Source organism: Conexibacter woesei DSM 14684 (genome assembly GCF_000025265.1).
Taxonomy (GTDB): Bacteria; Actinomycetota; Thermoleophilia; order Solirubrobacterales; family Solirubrobacteraceae; genus Conexibacter; species Conexibacter woesei.
Genome location: NC_013739.1, coordinates 1,050,541 through 1,068,206 on the forward strand (window position 1 = coordinate 1,050,541; position 17,666 = coordinate 1,068,206).

Annotated in this window: 14 protein-coding genes and 1 tRNA gene; 9 read left to right on the forward strand and 6 right to left on the reverse strand. The window is 71.6% G+C overall.

Annotation, left to right across the window (positions count from 1 at the left end; genetic code table 11):
* Position 1: 1 nt before the first annotated feature.
* Positions 2-742 carry an HAD family hydrolase gene (locus tag CWOE_RS05000; RefSeq protein WP_012932486.1) on the forward strand — a complete coding sequence of 247 codons (741 nt, stop codon included), beginning with the start codon at positions 2-4 and terminating at the stop codon, positions 740-742.
* Positions 743-760: 18 nt separating this feature from the next.
* Here the strand turns inward: CWOE_RS05000 and CWOE_RS05005 are convergent, their stop codons facing one another.
* A complete protein-coding gene (locus CWOE_RS05005; protein WP_012932487.1) occupies positions 761-1,618 on the reverse strand; it encodes an SDR family NAD(P)-dependent oxidoreductase in 858 nt (285 codons plus the stop codon).
* A 40-nt stretch (positions 1,619-1,658) separates the two neighbouring features.
* On the reverse strand, positions 1,659-3,314 hold the full coding sequence (ettA, locus tag CWOE_RS05010) for an energy-dependent translational throttle protein EttA (protein ID WP_012932488.1): 1,656 nt from the start codon (positions 3,312-3,314) through the stop codon (positions 1,659-1,661).
* A 72-nt stretch (positions 3,315-3,386) separates the two neighbouring features.
* Between ettA and CWOE_RS05015 the strand changes: the two genes are divergently transcribed.
* From CWOE_RS05015 to CWOE_RS05045, 7 genes are all read left to right on the forward strand, one after another.
* Positions 3,387-4,640 carry a tetratricopeptide repeat protein gene (locus tag CWOE_RS05015; RefSeq protein WP_012932489.1) on the forward strand — a complete coding sequence of 418 codons (1,254 nt, stop codon included), beginning with the start codon at positions 3,387-3,389 and terminating at the stop codon, positions 4,638-4,640.
* Between the two features lie 89 nt (positions 4,641-4,729).
* Positions 4,730-4,802 (forward strand) — tRNA-Arg (locus tag CWOE_RS05020).
* 27 nt (positions 4,803-4,829) lie between these two features.
* Complete coding sequence (argS, locus tag CWOE_RS05025) at positions 4,830-6,572, forward strand: arginine--tRNA ligase domain-containing protein (protein ID WP_012932490.1); 1,743 nt, start codon at positions 4,830-4,832, stop codon at positions 6,570-6,572.
* Positions 6,569-7,318: a class I SAM-dependent methyltransferase gene (locus tag CWOE_RS30225; RefSeq protein ID WP_012932491.1), complete on the forward strand. Its 750-nt coding sequence runs from the start codon at positions 6,569-6,571 to the stop codon at positions 7,316-7,318. The genes argS and CWOE_RS30225 overlap by 4 nt, the downstream gene beginning before the upstream one ends.
* A 10-nt stretch (positions 7,319-7,328) precedes the next feature.
* Positions 7,329-8,063 carry a class I SAM-dependent methyltransferase gene (locus tag CWOE_RS05035; protein WP_012932492.1) on the forward strand — a complete coding sequence of 245 codons (735 nt, stop codon included), beginning with the start codon at positions 7,329-7,331 and terminating at the stop codon, positions 8,061-8,063.
* Positions 8,060-9,343, forward strand: a complete 1,284-nt coding sequence (locus CWOE_RS05040; protein ID WP_012932493.1) for an ATP-binding protein — start codon at positions 8,060-8,062, stop codon at positions 9,341-9,343. Before CWOE_RS05035 ends, CWOE_RS05040 begins: the two co-directional genes overlap by 4 nt.
* Positions 9,344-9,357: 14 nt before the next feature.
* The gene (locus tag CWOE_RS05045; RefSeq protein WP_012932494.1) at positions 9,358-10,776 is read left to right on the forward strand and encodes an AMP-binding protein; all 1,419 of its coding nucleotides are present in this window, start codon (positions 9,358-9,360) and stop codon (positions 10,774-10,776) included.
* Between the two features lie 149 nt (positions 10,777-10,925).
* On the opposite strand, the gene CWOE_RS05050 is transcribed toward CWOE_RS05045, so the two are convergent.
* Both CWOE_RS05050 and CWOE_RS05055 read right to left on the reverse strand, forming a co-directional pair.
* A complete protein-coding gene (locus CWOE_RS05050; protein WP_012932495.1) occupies positions 10,926-12,272 on the reverse strand; it encodes a hypothetical protein in 1,347 nt (448 codons plus the stop codon).
* A gap of 344 nt (positions 12,273-12,616) precedes the next feature.
* On the reverse strand, positions 12,617-13,822 hold the full coding sequence (locus CWOE_RS05055) for a Fic family protein (protein ID WP_012932496.1): 1,206 nt from the start codon (positions 13,820-13,822) through the stop codon (positions 12,617-12,619).
* Between the two features lie 131 nt (positions 13,823-13,953).
* On the opposite strand from CWOE_RS05055, the gene nucS reads away from it, so the two are divergent.
* Positions 13,954-14,625: an endonuclease NucS gene (gene nucS / locus CWOE_RS05060; RefSeq protein WP_012932497.1), complete on the forward strand. Its 672-nt coding sequence runs from the start codon at positions 13,954-13,956 to the stop codon at positions 14,623-14,625.
* Positions 14,626-14,638: 13 nt separating this feature from the next.
* On the opposite strand, the gene CWOE_RS05065 is transcribed toward nucS, so the two are convergent.
* Together CWOE_RS05065 and CWOE_RS05070 are read right to left on the reverse strand one after the other, a co-directional pair.
* Entirely contained in the window at positions 14,639-15,757 is a 1,119-nt protein-coding gene (locus CWOE_RS05065) for a mandelate racemase/muconate lactonizing enzyme family protein (protein ID WP_201447148.1), read from the reverse strand.
* A 208-nt stretch (positions 15,758-15,965) separates the two neighbouring features.
* The gene (locus tag CWOE_RS05070; protein ID WP_041730124.1) at positions 15,966-17,075 is read right to left on the reverse strand and encodes a serine hydrolase domain-containing protein; all 1,110 of its coding nucleotides are present in this window, start codon (positions 17,073-17,075) and stop codon (positions 15,966-15,968) included.
* Between the last annotated feature and the right edge of the window lie 591 nt (positions 17,076-17,666).

Consider the following 17,666-nt stretch of genomic DNA (forward strand, 5'->3'; position numbering starts at 1 on the left):
GATGGGCGCCGCGGTCGTCACGCCCGGCGAGCTGCTGCTGCTGTTCGACATCGACGGCACGCTCGTCAGCGGCGCGACCGCGGCGCACGCCGCCGCACTGCACACTGCGCTGCACGAGGTCCACGGGCTGGCCGACGTCGAGCCGGCGCGGACGCTGGGGATAGACCCGGCGGGGCGGACGGACCCGGAGATCGCGCGGCTGCTGCTGCTCGCGCACGGCGTCTCCGCCGAGCGCATCGACGCCCGCGCCGACGACGTGCGGATCGCCTGCTGCGAGGAGTACGCCCGCACCTGCCCGCCCGACCTCAGCGACACCGTGCTGCCGGGGATCCCGCAGCTGCTCGCGTCGCTGGCCGAGCGCGACGGCGTGCGGCTCGCGCTGCTGACCGGCAACTACGAGGCGGTCGCGCGCGTCAAGCTCCGCAGCGCCGGCGTCGGCGGCTGGTTCGAAGCGGGCCAGGGCGCGTTTGGCTCCGACAGCGAGGACCGCGCCGAGCTGCCGGAGATCGCCCGCGAGCGGGCCGGTCGCTCCGGCCGTCCGGCGCGGACCGGCGCGCCCCATCCGAGGGACCGCACGATCGTGATCGGCGACACCCCGCGCGACGTCGCCTGCGCGCTCGCCGACGGCATCCGCTGCCTCGGCGTCGAGACCGGCCGCTTCTCCGCCGCCGAGCTGCACGGCGCCACCGCCGTAGCACGCGACGCACGGAGTCTCGCGCCGCTGATCGACGCGCTGATCTGAGCGCGTCGTCCTGGCCGGCTATCTCGGCGTCGGGAATTGGGCGCGCATCGCGGCGTCCCAGGCACGGTCGGGGAGCAGCTTGCGCGTCGGGATCGTCAGCTTCGCCGACGGCGTGACGACGACGCGGCTCGGCGCGCGTCTGCGCCGCAGCGCCCGCTCGATCGCCTTCGCGACGCGGTCCGGGCCGCCGCCGAAGGCGCGCAGCGGGCCCTCGTACGCGCCCTTCGTGACGGCGCCGACGGTCGCGTTGAAGTGGGCGTAGGGATCGCCGTCGGCGCTCGCCTCGGCCGCCGCGCCGAGGCTCGCCGTCGCGGCGTTGCCGAACTCGGTCGTGATCAGGCCCGGCTCGACGAGGATCACGTCGACGCCGAAGCCGCGCACCTCGAAGCGCAGCGCGTCGCTGAGCGCCTCCAGCGCGTACTTCGTCGCGTGGTAGTGGCCGCCGCCGGGGAAGGTCAGCTTGCCGCCCATCGAGCCGAGGTTGACGATCTTGCCCCAGCCCTGGGCGCGCATCTTCGGCAGCACCAGCTGCGTCAGCCGCACGAGCCCGAAGACGTTCGTCTCGAACTGCCGCCGGACCGCGTCGAGCGGCACCGTCTCGATCGCGCCGCTCTGGCTGTAGCCGGCGTTGTTGATCAGCACGCCGACCGCTCCCTCGACCCGCTCGACCTCGGCGACGGCCGCCGTCATCGACTGCTCGTCGGTGACGTCGAGCGGCAGGATCCGGCAGCCGGCGTCGCCGAGGTCGGCGATCGCCGACGGCGTGCGCGCGGAGGCGTAGACGGTCCAGCCGCCGGCTGCCAGCCGCAGCGCGGTCGCCCGGCCGATGCCGGACGAGCAGCCGGTGATCAGGACCGCTCTCGAAACCTGTGTCATGACGCGCAGCCTACCGGCGGCGCGTCTGACACAGCACGGCTCAGCCGCGGACGAGTCTCTTGTACGTGACGCGGTGCGGCCGGTCGGCCTCCGCGCCGAGGCGCTCGTGGCGCTCTTCCTCGTACGCCTCGAAGTTGCCCTCGAACCAGCGCACCTGCGAGTCGCCCTCGAACGCGAGCACGTGCGTCGCGATGCGGTCGAGGAACCAGCGATCGTGGGAGATCACGACCGCGCAGCCGCCGAACGCGAGCAGCGCCTCTTCGAGCGCGCGCAGCGTGTCGACGTCGAGGTCGTTGGTCGGCTCGTCGAGCAGCAGCAGGTTGCCGCCGGAGCGCAGCAGCTTCGCGAGGTGGACGCGGTTGCGCTCTCCGCCGGAGAGCTTGCCGACCTTCTTCTGCTGGTCGGTGCCCTTGAAGTTGAACCCGGACGTGTAGGCGCGCGAGCTCATCTTCTGGTCGCCGACCGCGATCTGGTCGTCGCCGCCGGAGATCTCCTCCCAGACGGTCTTCTCGGGGTCGAGCGCGTCGCGCGACTGGTCGACGTACGCGAGTCTGACCGTCTCGCCGACCTTGAACGTGCCGTTGTCGGGCTGCTCGGAGCCGGTGATCATGTTGAACAGCGTCGTCTTGCCGGCGCCGTTGGGGCCGATCACGCCGACGATGCCGCCGCGCGGGAGCTTGAACGAGAGGTCCTCGATCAGCAGCTTGTCGCCGAAGCCCTTGCTGACGCCGTCGGCCTCGATCACGACGTCGCCGAGGCGCGGGCCGGCGGGGATGTGGATCTGGACCTGGTCGAGCTTGACGTTGCGGTCCTCGGCGAGCAGCGCGTCGTAGGCGTTCAGGCGCGCCTTCGGCTTCGCGCGGCGGGCGGAGGCGTTCATCCGCACCCACTCCAGCTCCTGCGCCAGCACGCGCTTGCGCGCGCTGTCCTGGCGCTCCTCCTGGAGCATCCGCTTCTGCTTCTGCTCCAGCCAGCCGGAGTAGTTGCCCTCGTACGGGAAGCCCTGCGAGCGGTCCAGCTCGAGGATCCAGCCGGCGACGTTGTCGAGGAAGTAGCGATCGTGGGTGATCGCGACGATCGTCCCTCTGTAATCGCGCAGGTGCAGCTCCAGCCACGCGACCGACTCGGCGTCGAGGTGGTTGGTCGGCTCGTCGAGCAGCAGCAGGTCGGGCTGTCTGAGCAGCAGCCGGCAGAGCGCGACGCGCCGCTTCTCGCCGCCGGACAGCTTCGACACGTCGGCGTCGCCCGGCGGCAGCCGCAGCGCGTCCATCGCCGTGTCGAGCATCGTGTCGAGGTTCCACGCGTCGGCCGCGTCGATCTGCTCCTGCAGGCGCGCGAACTCGTCCGCGGTCTCCTCGGAGTAGTTGGCGGCCAGCTCGTTGAAGCGGGTCAGCAGGTCGCGCGTCTCCGCGACGCCGTCCTCGACGTTGCCGCGCACGTCCTTGGACTCGTCGAGGTGCGGCTCCTGCTCGAGCAGGCCGACGGTGGCGCCGGGCGCGAGCTGCGCGGTGCCGCGGAACTCTCTGTCGATGCCGGCCATGATCTTCAGCAGCGTCGACTTGCCGGAGCCGTTGTAGCCGAGCACGCCGATCTTGGCGCCGGGATAGAAAGACAGCGAGACGTCTCTCAGCACCTCCTTGTCCGGCGGGAACAGCCGGGACAGGCGGTGCATCTGGAAGATGTACTGAGCGGACACGACGACGGAGGATAGAGGCTGGTCACGAGTCGGCCACCCGCGCCCTCCCTGCGTCGCTAGCCTTGGTTCTCCATGGCCGCAGTCTTCGACATCGAACAGGCGATCCTCCTGCTGGAGCTCGATCCTCCGTTCGACAAGCGGACCGTGCAGCTGGCTCGCCGCAGAATGGCGAAGGTCTGGCACCCGGACATCGCCCCGCCCGGCCGTCAGCACGAGCACCAGCGCCACCTGCAGGCGATCAACGAGGCCGCCGACCAGCTCGAGCAGCTCGCCGAGACGTCGCGCGGCGGCAAGGTCTCCGCCAACGCCGTCAAGGTCTCCGCCGCCGCCGCCCGCAGAGCGCGCGCCGAAGAGGGCCGCCGCGCCTACGAGGAGGCACAGCGCCGCGCCGAGGCGGAGGCCGACCGTGCTGAGCACGATCCGTTCGGCTCGCAGGCGCCGGCGCACTCGGTCGTCCACCGCTACGCGCGCTGTCTCTCGTACCCCGAGTGGGGCGTCGGCAGCGTCACCGGCATCTACTTCTCCGGCGAGGGCGACGACGTGCAGCAGTGGGCGCGCGTCAAGTTCCAGCTCGGCGTCCGCACGATCCCGGCCGGCTCGCTCCAGTTCGTCGACTTCTCCAGACCCGATCCCGGCGCCGATCGCGTCCAGCGCTTCATGACCGCCGCCAACCACGCGCTCGCGGAGGGCGATCCGGCGCTGGCGGCCAGACGGCTCGTCTACGCGCGCGACGCCGATCCGCGCAACCCGGTCGTGCTGCGCCAGCTGACCGTCGCCTTCTGGCAGTCGGGCAACCTGCCGGCGGCCGCCCGCACGGTTCGCGATTGGATCCGCGTCGAGGGCGAGCGGCCCGCGCCGCACCGCTTCGCAGCCCGCATATACGAGGACATGCGCGCCTACGACCTCGCGCGCGACTCGGCGCTGCGCGAGACCGAGGCCGCGCCGGCCGACGCATCCGCGTGGGAGCGGCTCGGCCGCCTGCGGCTGCGGCTGGGCGATCGCGCCGGCGCGCAGGCGGCGCTGGAGACCGCGCGCGGCCTCGCGCCGACCGTCGAGGGCCTGCTCGACCTTGCGCTCGTCCACCAGCTGACCGGCGACGTCGGCGCCGAGGTGACCGCCTGCGAGGCCGCGACGCTGCTGTCGCCCGACTCGCCGCAGGCGTGGTCGCGGTACGCCCACGCGCTCGCGCGGACCGACCGCGTCAGCGACGCGATCGCCGCCTGCGAGCGGGCGATGGACCTCGGCACCGACGCCGAGGTCGCGGCGCTGCTGCTCACGCTGCGGGAGCGTCAACCGCGCGTCCTGCCGGCGGAGAGCGCGGCGTGAAGCGCTCTGGCTGTCACTCGCCGCGCCGCTCCTCTAGACTCTCTCGGGCCTTGGGGGGTCCGCCCGCCGCGCGGGTCGCCCGGCAGCATGCGCGAGTAGCTCAATTGGTAGAGCACCGGCCTTCTAAGCCGATGGTTGCGGGTTCGAGCCCCGTCTCGCGTGCTTCTTGCTCTTGGGGGAGTGGCCGGAATGAGTGATCAGGCGCCGCTGCGCGCGGACAACCTGCTGGACGGGGTCGAGGCGACCCTCCGCCGCGTCGACGCCGACGCGTTCCGCGTCGTGCCGGTCCTCAGACAGGACGACGCCGCCGACGTCGGCGCGATCACGCGCGACCGCGCGCTCGCCGACGCCGCCGTCGAGGTGCTGCGCGCCGATCCCGCGCTCGACGCCGACTCCGTCACGCAGGAGCAGCAGCGCTTCCTGATGCGCTTCACCGATGCGCGCATCGCCGAGCTGGGCGCCGGGCTGGAGGAGGGCCGCCTCCCCGGCATGGAGACGCGCGACCTGCGCGCCGGCGAGCGAGCGATCGTCGACTTCTGCGACCCGAACGCGACGAAGGCGCTGCACATCGGCCACCTGCGCAACATCGCGCTCGGGCAGGCGATCTCCAGCGCGCTGAGAGCGGCGGGCGCGCACGTCGAACGCCAGAGCCACATCGGCGACGCCGGCCGCTCGATGGGCGAGGCGCTGGCCGGCTATCGGCGCTACGCGGAGCCTGGCACGCCGGCCGAGGCGGGCGTCAAGAGCGACCAGTTCGTCGGCGACCTCTACGCCCGCTACGCGCGCGAGGAGAGCCCGATCGCGGACGTCGCCGACGAGGACGCGCCGGTCGCGCGCGACCTCGACGAGCGCGACGACCTCGCGCAGCAGCTGCTGACCGGGATCGAGCAGGACGACGCGGACGCGGTCGCGCTGTGGAGAACCGTCCGCGGCTGGGCGGTCGCGGGCCAGAACGAGACGCTCGCGCGGCTCGGCGTCCACTTCGAGCGGATCCTCTACGACTCCGACCGCACGGCGAGAACCGCCGAGGTCGCGCGGCTCGGGATCGAGCGTGGGGTGTTCGTCAGAGAGGAGCGCGGCACCGTCGCGTACCTGACCGGCGACGACAGCTACCCGGTGATGCCGCTGACGCGCGCCGACGGCTTCCCCACGCACCACCTGCGCGTCGTCGCGATGTGGCGCGACATGATGATCGACGAGGAGGGGTCGGCGCTGATCCACCTCTCCGGCGACGAGTGGAAGGCGCACGTCCAGCACGTCGAGGAGCTGCTCGGCAGACTCGAGCCGGCGCTGCCGGTGCTGCCCTCGCAGCACGTCCTGCACGGCATGGTGTCCTCTGAGGTCGACGGCGAGCTGAGCTCGTCGAAGGGGACGGCGCAGCTGATCGACGAGCTGCTCGACGAGCTGGTGGCGCGGCCCGAGGTCACAGCGGTCGCGCGCGAGGGGCGGCCGGGCGTCGGCGCCGAGGACCTCGTCGCGATGGCGGTACTCGGCTTCTGCCTCGACAAGCCGGTCGTCAAGGGGCTGATCCTGCCGCCGGTCGCGCGGCTACTCGACCCGGAGGCGAACACCGGCTGGCGCGTCGCGCTGGCGTGGGCGAAGGCGTGGGACCCGGCCAACGACGGTCCCGCCGACCCGGCGCCGGGCGACTCCGACTACCGCCACATCGTGCTCCAGTCCCAGCTCCACCGCCGCAACCTCGCCGTCGCGCTCGACGGGCTCGACCTGCTCAAGTACGTCCGCTATGTCGGCCACCTGAGCGAGTGGTACCTGGCGCGCGACGCGGACCCGCGCGTCGGGCGCGTGATGCGCGCGATCCTCTCCAGCGGGCTCGGCGCGCTCGGGCTCGTGCGCTCCGCCGGCGCGGACGGGGCGGGCGCCGACGGCGCGACGCGGACGACCGACGAACTGACGACCACCGGACCGAGATGACCGACGAGACGACCCCCACCTCCGAGAACGTCCTCAACGAGGTCGACACCTACGGCCCCGCCTACATGCGGATCGCCGAGCGGCTCGGCGGCTATGACAGCACCGGCGAGGACGCCGCGGCGATGATCGAGCTGCTGGACCTCAGACCCGGCACGACCGTCGTCGACGCCGGCTGCGGCTTCGGCCGCTACTGCGCCGCGCTGCTCGAGCACGGCATGGAGGCGACCGGGATCGACATCTCGCCGGCCGCGATCGCGGAGGCGGAGAAGCGCAGCCCGGGGCCGCGCTACCTCGTCGCCGACCTGACGCGCCCGCTGCCGGACGACGTCGGCCCATTCGACGTGCTCGTCAACCTCTACTCCTCCTACGGCTACGGCGCGACCGAGGCCGAGGACCTCGACATGCTGCGCGCCTTCCACGCGATGGTGAAGCCGGGCGGGAAGATCGTCATGCAGCTGTCGGACCTCGCGCGCTCCCGCCACCGCCTCAGAACGGACGAGGGCGTCGTCGTGCGCGACACCAACGGCGTCACCGAGACGCTCGACGTCGACTTCTCGACGGGCAGACTGCACGTCAGATATGAGCTGGACGGCGACGTCGTGCACTCGCGCATCCGCATGTACGAGCAGGAGCGCCTGGAGCAGATGCTGCGCGACGTCGGCTTCTCCGACGTCCAGGCGTACGGCGACTTCAGCGGCGCGCCCAAGCGCCCGGAGGACCGCCTCGTCCTCGTCGCGACCGCGTAGGCTGGCGGCCATGAGCGCTCCTGAGAACCTCAACGACGTCGACGTCTTCGGTCCCGCCTTCATCGAGATGTCGGACCGGCTCGGCCGCTACGACGCGACGACCGAGGAGGCGGAGGCGATCGTCGCGCTGCTGGAGCTGGCGCCGGACGCGCAGGTGCTCGATGCCGGCTGCGGCTTCGGCCGCACGGCCGGCGCGCTGTCGCGGATCGGCGTCGCCGCGACCGGGATCGACATCTCGCCGGTCGTGATCGCGGAGGCCGAGAAGCGCAACCCCGGCCCGCGCTACGTCGTCCACGACCTGACGGTGCCGCTGCCGGCCGGCGTCGGCCCATTCGACGCGATCGTCAACGTCTACTCGTCGTTCGGCTACGGGAAGACGATCCAGGACGACCTCGCGGTGCTGCGGACGTGGCGCGCGGCGCTGAAGCCGGGCGGCAGACTCGTGATGGAGCTGTCGGACCTGGAGCGCTCGCGCCACCGCCTCGGCCCGCTCGGCACCGTCGCCGACCGCGAGGACAACGGCGTCCACGAGCACCTCTACGTCGACCCGCAGACGAGCGTGCTGCACGTCAGGTACTCGTTCGGCGAGACGTCTCTCGATGTCGACACGCGCCTCTACGAGGCCGACGACCTGGTCTCGCTCGTGCGGCAGGCGGGCTTCGCCGAGATCGAGCGCTACGGCGGCTTCGACAGACACCCCAAGCAGCCCGAGGACCGGCTCGTGCTGACGGCGGTGGCGGCATGAGCGTTGCGGGGCGGGGCAGACGCGTCGCGGTCGTCGTCGACGCCTACTCGACCGGCGCGAGACTCGCGCCGCGCTTCATCGCCGAGGGGCTCGACGTCGTCCACGTCCAGAGCAACCCCGACGAGTCGCCGTTCTACCTCGACCGTCTGCGCCGGCAGGACTTCGTCGAGAACGTCGTCCACGACGGCGACCTGGAGGCGACCGCGGCGGCGGTGGCGAGGCACGATCCGAGCTTCGTCGTCGTCGGCTCCGAGCCGGGCGTGCTGCTGTCCGACGCGCTCAGCGAGCGGCTCGGGCTGCCGTCCAACGGCACGGAGCTGAGCCGCGCGCGCCGCGACAAGTCCGAGATGGCGGCGGCCGTGCGGCGCGCCGGTCTGCGTGCGGTCCAGGAGCTGAAGACCGGCGACGTCGAGGAGGCGATCGCGTGGGCTTCCGAGCGGGGCGACTGGCCCGTCGTCGTCAAGCCGCTCGACTCGGCCGGGACCGATGGCGTCTCGCTGTGCGAGACGCCCGACGCGATCCGCACCGCCTTCGCCGACGTGCTCGGCCGTCCCAACGCGCTCCAGGGCTCCAACGAGCAGCTGCTCGTGCAGGAACTGCTGCGCGGCACGCAGCTGTTCTGCGACTCGATCAGCTGGGACGGCGTCCACCACGTCTCCGAGGTCTGGCGCGACACGAAGATCCGCATCCAGGGCAACCTCGCCTACGACTTCGAGGAGCTGCTCGCCTACCGCGGCCCGCAGCAGGATCTCGTCGTGCCGTACGTCAAGGACGTGCTCGACGCACTCGGCATCAAGTACGGGCCGGCGCACACCGAGGTGATGCTGACCGCGGACGGACCGGTGCTGGTCGAGTCCGGCGCGCGCCTGCACGGCTCGATCCGCGACGACGTCGTCGACCGCTGCACGCCGTCGCACGTGACCGTCACGGTCGACGCCTACCTCGACCCGTCGACGGTCGCCGCACGCGCGTCGAGACCGTACGAGCTGGCGAACGCGTCCCGCTGCGTGATGCTGATCTCCCACCAGCGCGGCCGCGTCGTCTCCGACGCCGGCATGCGCGCGGTCGAGGCGCTGCCGTCGTACGCCGGCTCGATCTCGATGGCCGAGCCGGGCGACGAGATCACGCCGACGATCGACCTCTTCTCCTGCCCCGGGATGGTCTACCTCGTCGACCCCGACCGCGACGTGCTGAAGCGCGACTACGACCGCCTCCGCGAGCTGGAGCGCGGCGACGGCCTGTTCGAGGTCGAGCCGCTCGAACCGGCCGCCTCGGCGTAGCCGGCTTCCCGGCGATGACCTCGCCGCTGCTGGTGGAGCGGTTCGCCGCGCGCGCCGCCGCGACGCCCGGCGCCGTCGCATTGCGCGACGCGGCCGGGAGCGTGACGTACGGCGAGCTGGCGGCACGGGTGGAGGCGTGCGCACGCGGCGCCGCCGGCGTGGCGGGTGCCGCCGCGGTCGCCGGCTCGCGGCGGATCGCGCTGCTGCCGCGCTCGGACACGTCCTCGCTGGCGGTGGTGCTCGGCGCGATGCGCGCGGGCGTCAGCGTCGTCCTGCTCCACCGCCACCTGACCGCGCCGCAGCTCGACCACGCGCTGGAGGTCGCGGCGCCCGCCGTCGTCATCGCCTCCGGCCGCCTGCCGGTCGCGTTCGGCGAGCTGGGCGCGCGGGTGCCGGTGCTCGCGCCGGAGGAGCTGGCTTCCGCTGCGGCGTCGCCCACCCGACGCGCGGCGCCCGCGGATGAGCTGCTGGTCGGGCTGACGAGCGGCACGAGCGGGGAGCCGAAGCTGTTCGTGCGCGACCAGGCGTCGTGGGCGGCGACGCTCGATCGCTCCGACTCGGCGTTCGACGTGCGGCCGGGGGAGCGCGTGGCGGTGCCCGGCCCGCTCGACCACACGCACTTCCTCTACGGCGCGCTGCACGCGCTGACCCGCGGCGCGGCCGTCGACCTCCGTCCGCTCGCGCAGGTCTTCGCGGACGGCGAGCCGGTCCCGCACGCCTACCTCGTGCCGACGCTCGCGCACGACCTCGCCGACGCGCTCGGCGCGGCGCCGCGCGCCGAGGTCCGCACGATCGCCTCCTCCGCCGCGCCGTGGCCGGCGAGCGCGCGCGAGCGGCTCGCGCGGCTGCTGCCCGCCGCGACGATCGCGCACTTCTACGGCGCCTCCGAGCTGAGCTTCGTCACGCTCGACGGTCGCCCGTTCCCCGGCGTCGAGATCGAGCTGCGCGACGGCGGCGAGGTCCACGTCCGCAGCGACATGCTGTTCTCCGGATACCTCACGGCGGCCGGGCTCCGCGGCGGCCCCGACGCCGACGGCTGGTTCAGCGTCGGCGACGTCGGTTCGCTGACGGACGGCGTCCTGACGCTCGCCGGCCGCGGCAGCGACACGATCGTCAGCGGTGGCCTCAACGTCGAGCCGGCCGAGGTCGAGTCGGCGCTCGCCGCGCTGCCCGGCGTCGCCGAGGTCGCGTGCGTCGGCCTGCCCGACGAGCGGATGGGCGCGGTCCCGGTCGCGGTGCTCGTGCTCTCACCGGGCGCCGCCGCCCCGCCCCGCGCCGCGCTGCGGGCGCACGCCCGCGCGACGCTCCCGCAGCCGAGCCGCCCGCGCCGCGCCTACGTCGTCGACGCGCTCCCGCGCAGCCCGCGTGGGAAGCTGCTGCGCGACGAGCTGGCGCGCCGGCTCCTCGACGGCGCGGCGCGCGAGCTGGCCTGAACGACGAAGGGCCCGCTCGGCGAGCGGGCCCTTCGGTGAAGCTATCTGGCGGATGGATCGTCGTGCCTGACCAGGACGCAGGGAGCGACGTGGGCGCCAGCCCACGAGCGACCGAGGACGCCGTCAGGCGCGGCGAGGCACCGCCAGGCCTAGAGGTACGCGAGCGAGGTCGGAATCGCGGCCAGCTCGTCGCGGATCTTCAGCACGGCGGGGGCGATCGGGGAGTCCTCGCGCCAGCCGTACTGGTCGAGGATCGCCTGGACGTTCTCCTTCGACGGCGCCGAGACGACCTCGCGCTCGAGCGTCGCGGAGAGCGCGTGGACGCCCTCGATCACGCGGGCGGTCTCCCAGCTGATCGTGCCGTCGGCGGCGCAGTCGATGTAGCCGTTGCCGGCGAGGAAGCTCAGCTCGACGCAGGCGGCGCCGGCGTCGCTCCAGTTCCACGGGCCGCGGCGCAGGTAATGGAGCGCCTCCGCGAGGTAGACGGCGGCGAGGTCGTCGGCGCTGCAGCCAGCCAGCTCCAGCCAGGTCGGCGTGAACGACATCGCGGTGCCGAAGGCGTCCGCTATCGCCTCCTGCAGTGAGTACCACGGCTCGTGGCCGACGTCCTTGGGGCCGACCTTGCCGGCGCGCGGCGTCGTGACCGCGTGGGCGATGTCGTGGCCGCGCATCCAGGTGATCAGGACGGACGGGATGTCGACGTCGGGCGACGGCTTGTGACCGCTCAGCAGGCGATCGCCGAGCACCTTCGAGATGTGCTCGTAGCGCAGGCCGTAGACGTTGCGGAAGAGGATCGTCTTGTTCGACTTCTCGCCGAAGCCGGCGCCCTCGTCCTCGGGCAGGAAGTAACAGAAGTGCTTCGGGAAGGCGTTCGACTCGCCGCCCATCGTGATCAGATCGGTGATCTGCATCGCGAACGGGCTGTCGGCGACGACGTCGCTCGTGCCGGTGTGGCCGTTGACCTCGGCGAGGACGGCGGCGGACGAGGCGTCGAGGCCGGCGATCAGCTCGTTGCCCTGCTGGTGCGCGGCCGTGATGACGACCGAGTGCAGCGGCGTACGCGTCTTGTTGCGGAACGTGCAGACCGGCGAGGCGATGACCGACAGCTCCTGCGCGTCGGTCAGCGCGGCCTCGTCGTACGCGATCTCCTTGTCGTGCTTGAGCTCGCGCAGCGCGGTGGCACGACGGCGGATCAGGTCGGCCTGCTCGGGCGAGACCGGGTCGCTGTCAGCCAGCTCGTCCATCAGGTCGGCGGAGAGGCCGGCGATCACGCGGGCATGGGCCTCGTTGGTGAAGCTGCCGTCGAGCGCCTGCAGCGAGCGCAGCGCGTCGCCGAGGGCGGACAGCTGGCGCAGCTGTGGAAGCAGCGGCTCGACGTTCGCCGAGACCGAAGCAGCGAGGTCGACGGCCGTGATCGTGTGGTTGTCGCGCTCCGGCCAGATCAGCGGGGCGGGCGAGACGACGGTCGTGGACGTGCTGGAAGCGGTGGCAGACATGGGTGCGGTGATCTCCTGAAGTAAAGGGCTGACAGTCCGATGTGCGCCGCCGCTCGGTGGGGCTCTTCAGCCTCCCGCCACGAGCGCGGCGCGGTACATCACGAGTTGGACGCGACGAGCGTGCGTCTTCGAGACGAGGCGAAAAACCGTCTTCGCCCGGCGTCGGCCGCGGTGCGGCGCTCGATGTCAGCGGTGGTGATCACAGGCACAAGGAATACGACTTTAGCGAGGTGCACGGCTTCGCGATTTCCCCCGAAAGCGCGTCGCACCTGCGCAATGCACGCCCATGGTAGTGGAATCGCAGCCGTCAGTGCAAGGATCGGTCGCTCCCCGCAACACTTGAGTCACAGGTCGGGACCCGCGCTCGCGGGCACGGGAGTTGTGGTCCCCTCGTTCAGCAGCGACAGGTAGCTGTCGTAGACGTAGACGCGACCGCGCCGGCGTCCCGTCACCTCGCGAGCGATGCCCAGCTCCTCAAGTCGCGCGAACGCCTGGTAGACCGGCGGCTCGCTCCGGCCGATGCGCGCGGCGACGTCGGCCGGCCGACCGACGACGCCTGCGGTCAGCTCGTCGTGGACGCGGGCCGCCGTCGCCGCGCCGCGACCGAGCGCGTGGATGCGCCTGCGATCCGCCTCGATCAAGCTCACGAGACGGCGCGTCGTCTCGGTCGTCGACTGCGCCACCTCGGTGACGCCGTCGAGGAAGAAGACGAGCCAGTCCTCCCACGCGCCTTCGGTGCGGACGCGCTGCAGACGGTCGTAGTAGACGTCCCGGTGTTGCTTGAGGTAGAGGCTGAGGTAGAGCAGCGGCCGATCGATCACGCCTTCGGCGATCAGCAGAAGGGTGACGAGCAGCCGGCCGAGCCGCCCGTTGCCGTCGAGGAACGGGTGGATCGTCTCGAACTGAGCATGTGCGAGCGCGGCCTTGACGAGGGTCGGCGTCTGCACGGGATCGCCGTGCAGGAACCGTTCGAGCTTGCCCATCGCGGCTTCGGCCTCCTGCCACGGCGGCGGGACGAAGCGCGCCGTTCCAGGACGCGTCCCGCCAAGCCAGTTCTGCGACCGGCGGAACTCGCCAGGCTGGCGCTCGCCGCCGCGCGCACCGTCCATCAGGGTGTCGTGAACCTGCTTCAGCAGCCGATTGCTCAGTGGCAGTCCGCCGCGCAGCAGCTCGACGCCGCGGTAGGTGGCCGCGACGTAGTTCGACGCCTCCTGCGCGTCGCCGCTGGGGACGCTCGGCGCGACGTCGTGTTCGAACAGGAGCAGATCGGACAGCGACGACTGGGTGCCCTCGATCTGCGACGAGAGCACCGCTTCCTTGCGGACGTACGAGTAGAGGAAGATCTCGGGATCCGGCAGCAGGAGGGTGACGCCGTCCAGGCGCCCCAGTGCCTGGTTGGCGCGGTCGAGGCGCGCCTGGAGCTCGGCGTCGATCGCGAGCGGCGGGTCCGGCGGCAGCGGCGCCGGGAAGAAGGCAGCGAAGCCGTCTGGGCCGGACTGCTGCTCGACAACTCGTCCGGCGCGGTGGCTCGTCTGCTTGAGCTGGGGCATCGATCCGAAGGAACCTTTGGTAGCGAGAAGCGTTACTAAAGGATACGCAGCAAAGCCTTTCTTGGGTGCTGGTCTGGGAAGGGCTCGTTCAGAACCGCGTCCATCGGGGCCGACCGCTAGCTTGTGCCGCCGTGCGCTTGATCGTCGCCCGCTGTGAGGTCCGCTACACGGGCCGGCTCGACGCCCTCCTGCCGGAGGCGCTGCGGCTGATCGTGATCAAGTCGGACGGGTCGGTGATGGTCCACGCCGACCACGGCGGCTTCAAGCCCAGCAACTGGATGGTGGCGCCGACGACGATCGAGGAGTCGGCCGAGCACATCGTCGTGCGCAAGTTCGCCGGCAAGGAGGAGGACCGGCTCGACATCCGCGTCGTCGAGGTCGTCTCCGATGTCACGCACGACATGGGCGAGGCGGCGGCGCTGGAGAAGGACGGCGTCGAGGCCCACCTGCAGGAGCTGCTGGCCGACCAGCCGCACTGGTGCGGCGAGGGCTTCCGGCTCGTCCGGCGCGAGTGGCCGACCGACATCGGCCCCGTCGACCTGATGTGCCGCGACGAGGAGGACGGCTGGATCGCCGTCGAGATCAAGCGCGTCGGCACGATCGACGCGGTCGAGCAGCTCACCCGCTACCTGGAGCGGATCCGGCTCGACCCGGCGATGGACGTCTGCCGCGGCGTGCTCGCGGCGCAGTCGATCAAGCCGCAGGCGCGGGTTCTCGCGGAGGCACGCGGGATCGCCTGCGTCGAGGTCGACCTCGCGGTGCTGCGCGGCGAGCGCGAGCCCGACCTCACGCTGTTCGGCTGAGCGGCCACCTCCGTCAGGCCGGCGCGACCACGCGGTAGCGCTCGACGTAGTCGAGGTCCAGCTCCCAGCCGAGCCCGGGGGTATGGGGGAGCGTGATCGTCCCGTCGACGAGCGGCGGGCGGTTCGCGATCATGTTCCACCAGATCGGGTCGCGGTGGGGGTCGAAGCACTCGGCGTAGAGGCCGTGGGGGATCGAGGCGAGCAGGTGGGTGGAGACCTGCGGCTCCTCGTGGTGGCCCATCTGCACGTCGTAGGAGAGCGCCATGCCGGCGACGCGGCGCCACTCGGTCGGGCCGCCCGACCAGGAGGCGTCGAAGTTGCAGACGTCGATCGCGCCCTCGGCCATCAGGTCGCGGCAGCCGCCGGCGGAGAACTCGCTCTGCCCGGCGCAGACCCGCACGCCCGCCTTCATCCGCACGTCGCGCATCGCGCGGCGGTCGTTGTGCCACTGGCACGGCTCCTCGAACCAGTGCAGGTCGTCGCCCTCGACGAGGCGGGCGAACGCGATCGCGTCCTCCGGCGCCCACCCCTGGTTGGCGTCGGCGGCGAGGATGAAGTCCGGCCCAGCGGCGGCGCGCGCCTCCTTGAAGCGCTTCGCGTCGCTCGCGGGGTCGAGCCCGCCGACCTTGAACTTCATGCCGGCGAGGCCGCGCTCGCGCAGCTCGGCGACCTGCTCGGCGACGCTGATCGGGGAGTCGTAGTACCCGCCGATCGAGATCATCGGGAGCGTGTTGCGGAAGCCGCCCCAGAGGCGCCAGAGCGGCTGGCCGAGCGCCTTGCCGACGGCGTCCCAGATGGCGGTGTCGACGCAGGCGCAGGCGACGAGGCCGAGGCGGCGGTCGCGCAGGATGTTGAACGTGGTGGGACGGGCGCGCTGCCAGCAGCGCTCGGTCGCCATGCCGTCCTCGCCGATCAGCTGCGGCGCGATCTCGCGGTGGATGATCTCGTCGATCTCGAACAGGCCCGCGTCCTCGTCGCCGGCGTACGCCTCGCCGACGATCCCCTCCTCGGTGTGGACGCGCGTGACGATCGTCGAGCGGTGCGTCATCTGGTAGTGGCTGCCGCGGTACACCCGACCGAGGGGGACGCGGACCGGGATCGTCTCGATGCGGCTGATGGTGAGGCGCGACACCGTCGCCGTGGCAATGGTCTCTCCCGTGGAACTCACGCGCTTCCTTCTTGCGGCTGTTTCGGGGTGACGGGTCCGCCGGCGGCTCGTGCGCGACGGTCCCGGGAACGTTTCTAGAATCTACGCTACTCATGGCGCAGGGTGGTGCGTGCCTCGATCCCGGGGCCGTTCAGGCCCCGGGACAGAGCTGAGATCGCGGCGCGGCGTGTCGTCAGCCGTCGCAGATCGCCTTCTCGAGGACCGTGCGGCCGGACGGCTCGCTGGCATCGGTCGAGACCGTGTTGGTCACGATCGATGCGTGGCGCCCGTTGTCGCCGACCAGCGTCTCGGTGAAGTAGCCCGGCGAGGCGCCGTTGTGGCCCCAGGCCGTGCCGCAGGAGAGGTTGGCCTTGTAGATGCCGAGCCCGTATCCGTCCTTGATGCCGGGGAACGCGGTGCGCATCTGAGTCAGCGATGCGGCGGAGACGACCTGGCCGCTGAACAGCGCGCGGTAGAAGGTGACCGTGTCGTCGAGGGTCGAGATGATCGCGCCGGCCGGTCCGGCGAGCGAGGGCTCGAATATGTTCGAGATGTCGATCCACCCGGTCAGCGGCCCTATTCTGGTGCCGACGTAACCGTGCACCGCGGGCGGCCCGATCGACTTGTCGCCGGGGGCGGGGTAGCGCGTCTCGGTCAGGCCGAGCGGTCTGATGATCCGGTCGGTGATCTCGGTGCGGATCGACTGGCCGGTGACTCTCTCGATCAGCATCCCCAGGAGGATGTAATTGGTGTTGCTGTATCTGATCGAAGTGCCCGGTGCGAACCACGGCGCCTGTGACAGCGCGGCTCTGACCAGATCCGCCATCAGGTACGTCCCGTCGAGCTGCATTCTGGGGTTGTTGTCGGTGTAGTTCGGAATGCCGCTGCGGTGCTGCAGGAGCTGACGGACGGTGATCACTCTGCCGTCGTAGGGCGAGGTCAGCACGCCGGGGAGATACTGCTCGACCGTTCCGTCGAGGTCGACCAGTCTCTCGTCGACGAGCTGGAGGACCACGGAGGCGGTGTAGGTCTTGGTCTCGCTGCCGATCCGGAAGTGGTCGTCGGGGCCGATCCCGGTTCTCTCGTAGATGTTGCGGACGCCGCTCTGCAACGTCCACCGCGTCGTCGCGTCGCCGCCCATGACAGCGGCTCCGGGACCTCCGCTGTGCGGCTGCCAGGCAGAGAGCGCCGCTTGCGTGCTCTCGTGCGCCGCCTGGGCGGAGAGCGGCGTCATGGCTACCAGCCCGGTGACGAGGGCGAGCGCCGTTGCAAGCGCGGTCGCTCGCCGACGTCGCGGGCGCACGGAAGCCCGCAGATGCGGGGGACTGCCGGCCGCGCTGGGCCGGCGTGAGGAAGGCGGCGCGAGCGCCGACGCTGCGGGAGGACGCATAGGAGTCATCTCCTTGATCCGGGGACCCGACGACTGACTCGGGATTGCGGGACGTATAGCCGTCGAGCAGGCCGGGGTCAAGATGCCGGAACCGTTTCCGCAACTGTTAGCGGAAACGGTTCCACAAATGTTCCCGCAATCGCGCCCGGGCACGTGCGCGAGTGATCTCCGTGTGCTACTCTCGCAACCGTTTCCGGCATCGTTGCCTACTAGCGATTCCGGTATCGCTACCCGGATGGGGAGGAGGAACGTGTTCATTTGCATCTCGTCGCACGGCGGCCGTGGACACGCCGGTCGTGGAGTTCGCTTCGCGCGAGGACGATTCGATTTGGAGGTCTCTCGGTGAGCCCAAGAGCTATGGGGGTCAGCCGGATGCGGCGCTTGGCCGTGGCTGTCGGGGTGCTGGTCGTTGGCGTCGGCGCCGCGGGGTGCGGCGGCGAAAGCACGACGACGACGACCAGATCAGGCGGGGGAGCGAAGGTGCTGCGCTACGGCGTTCCCGCT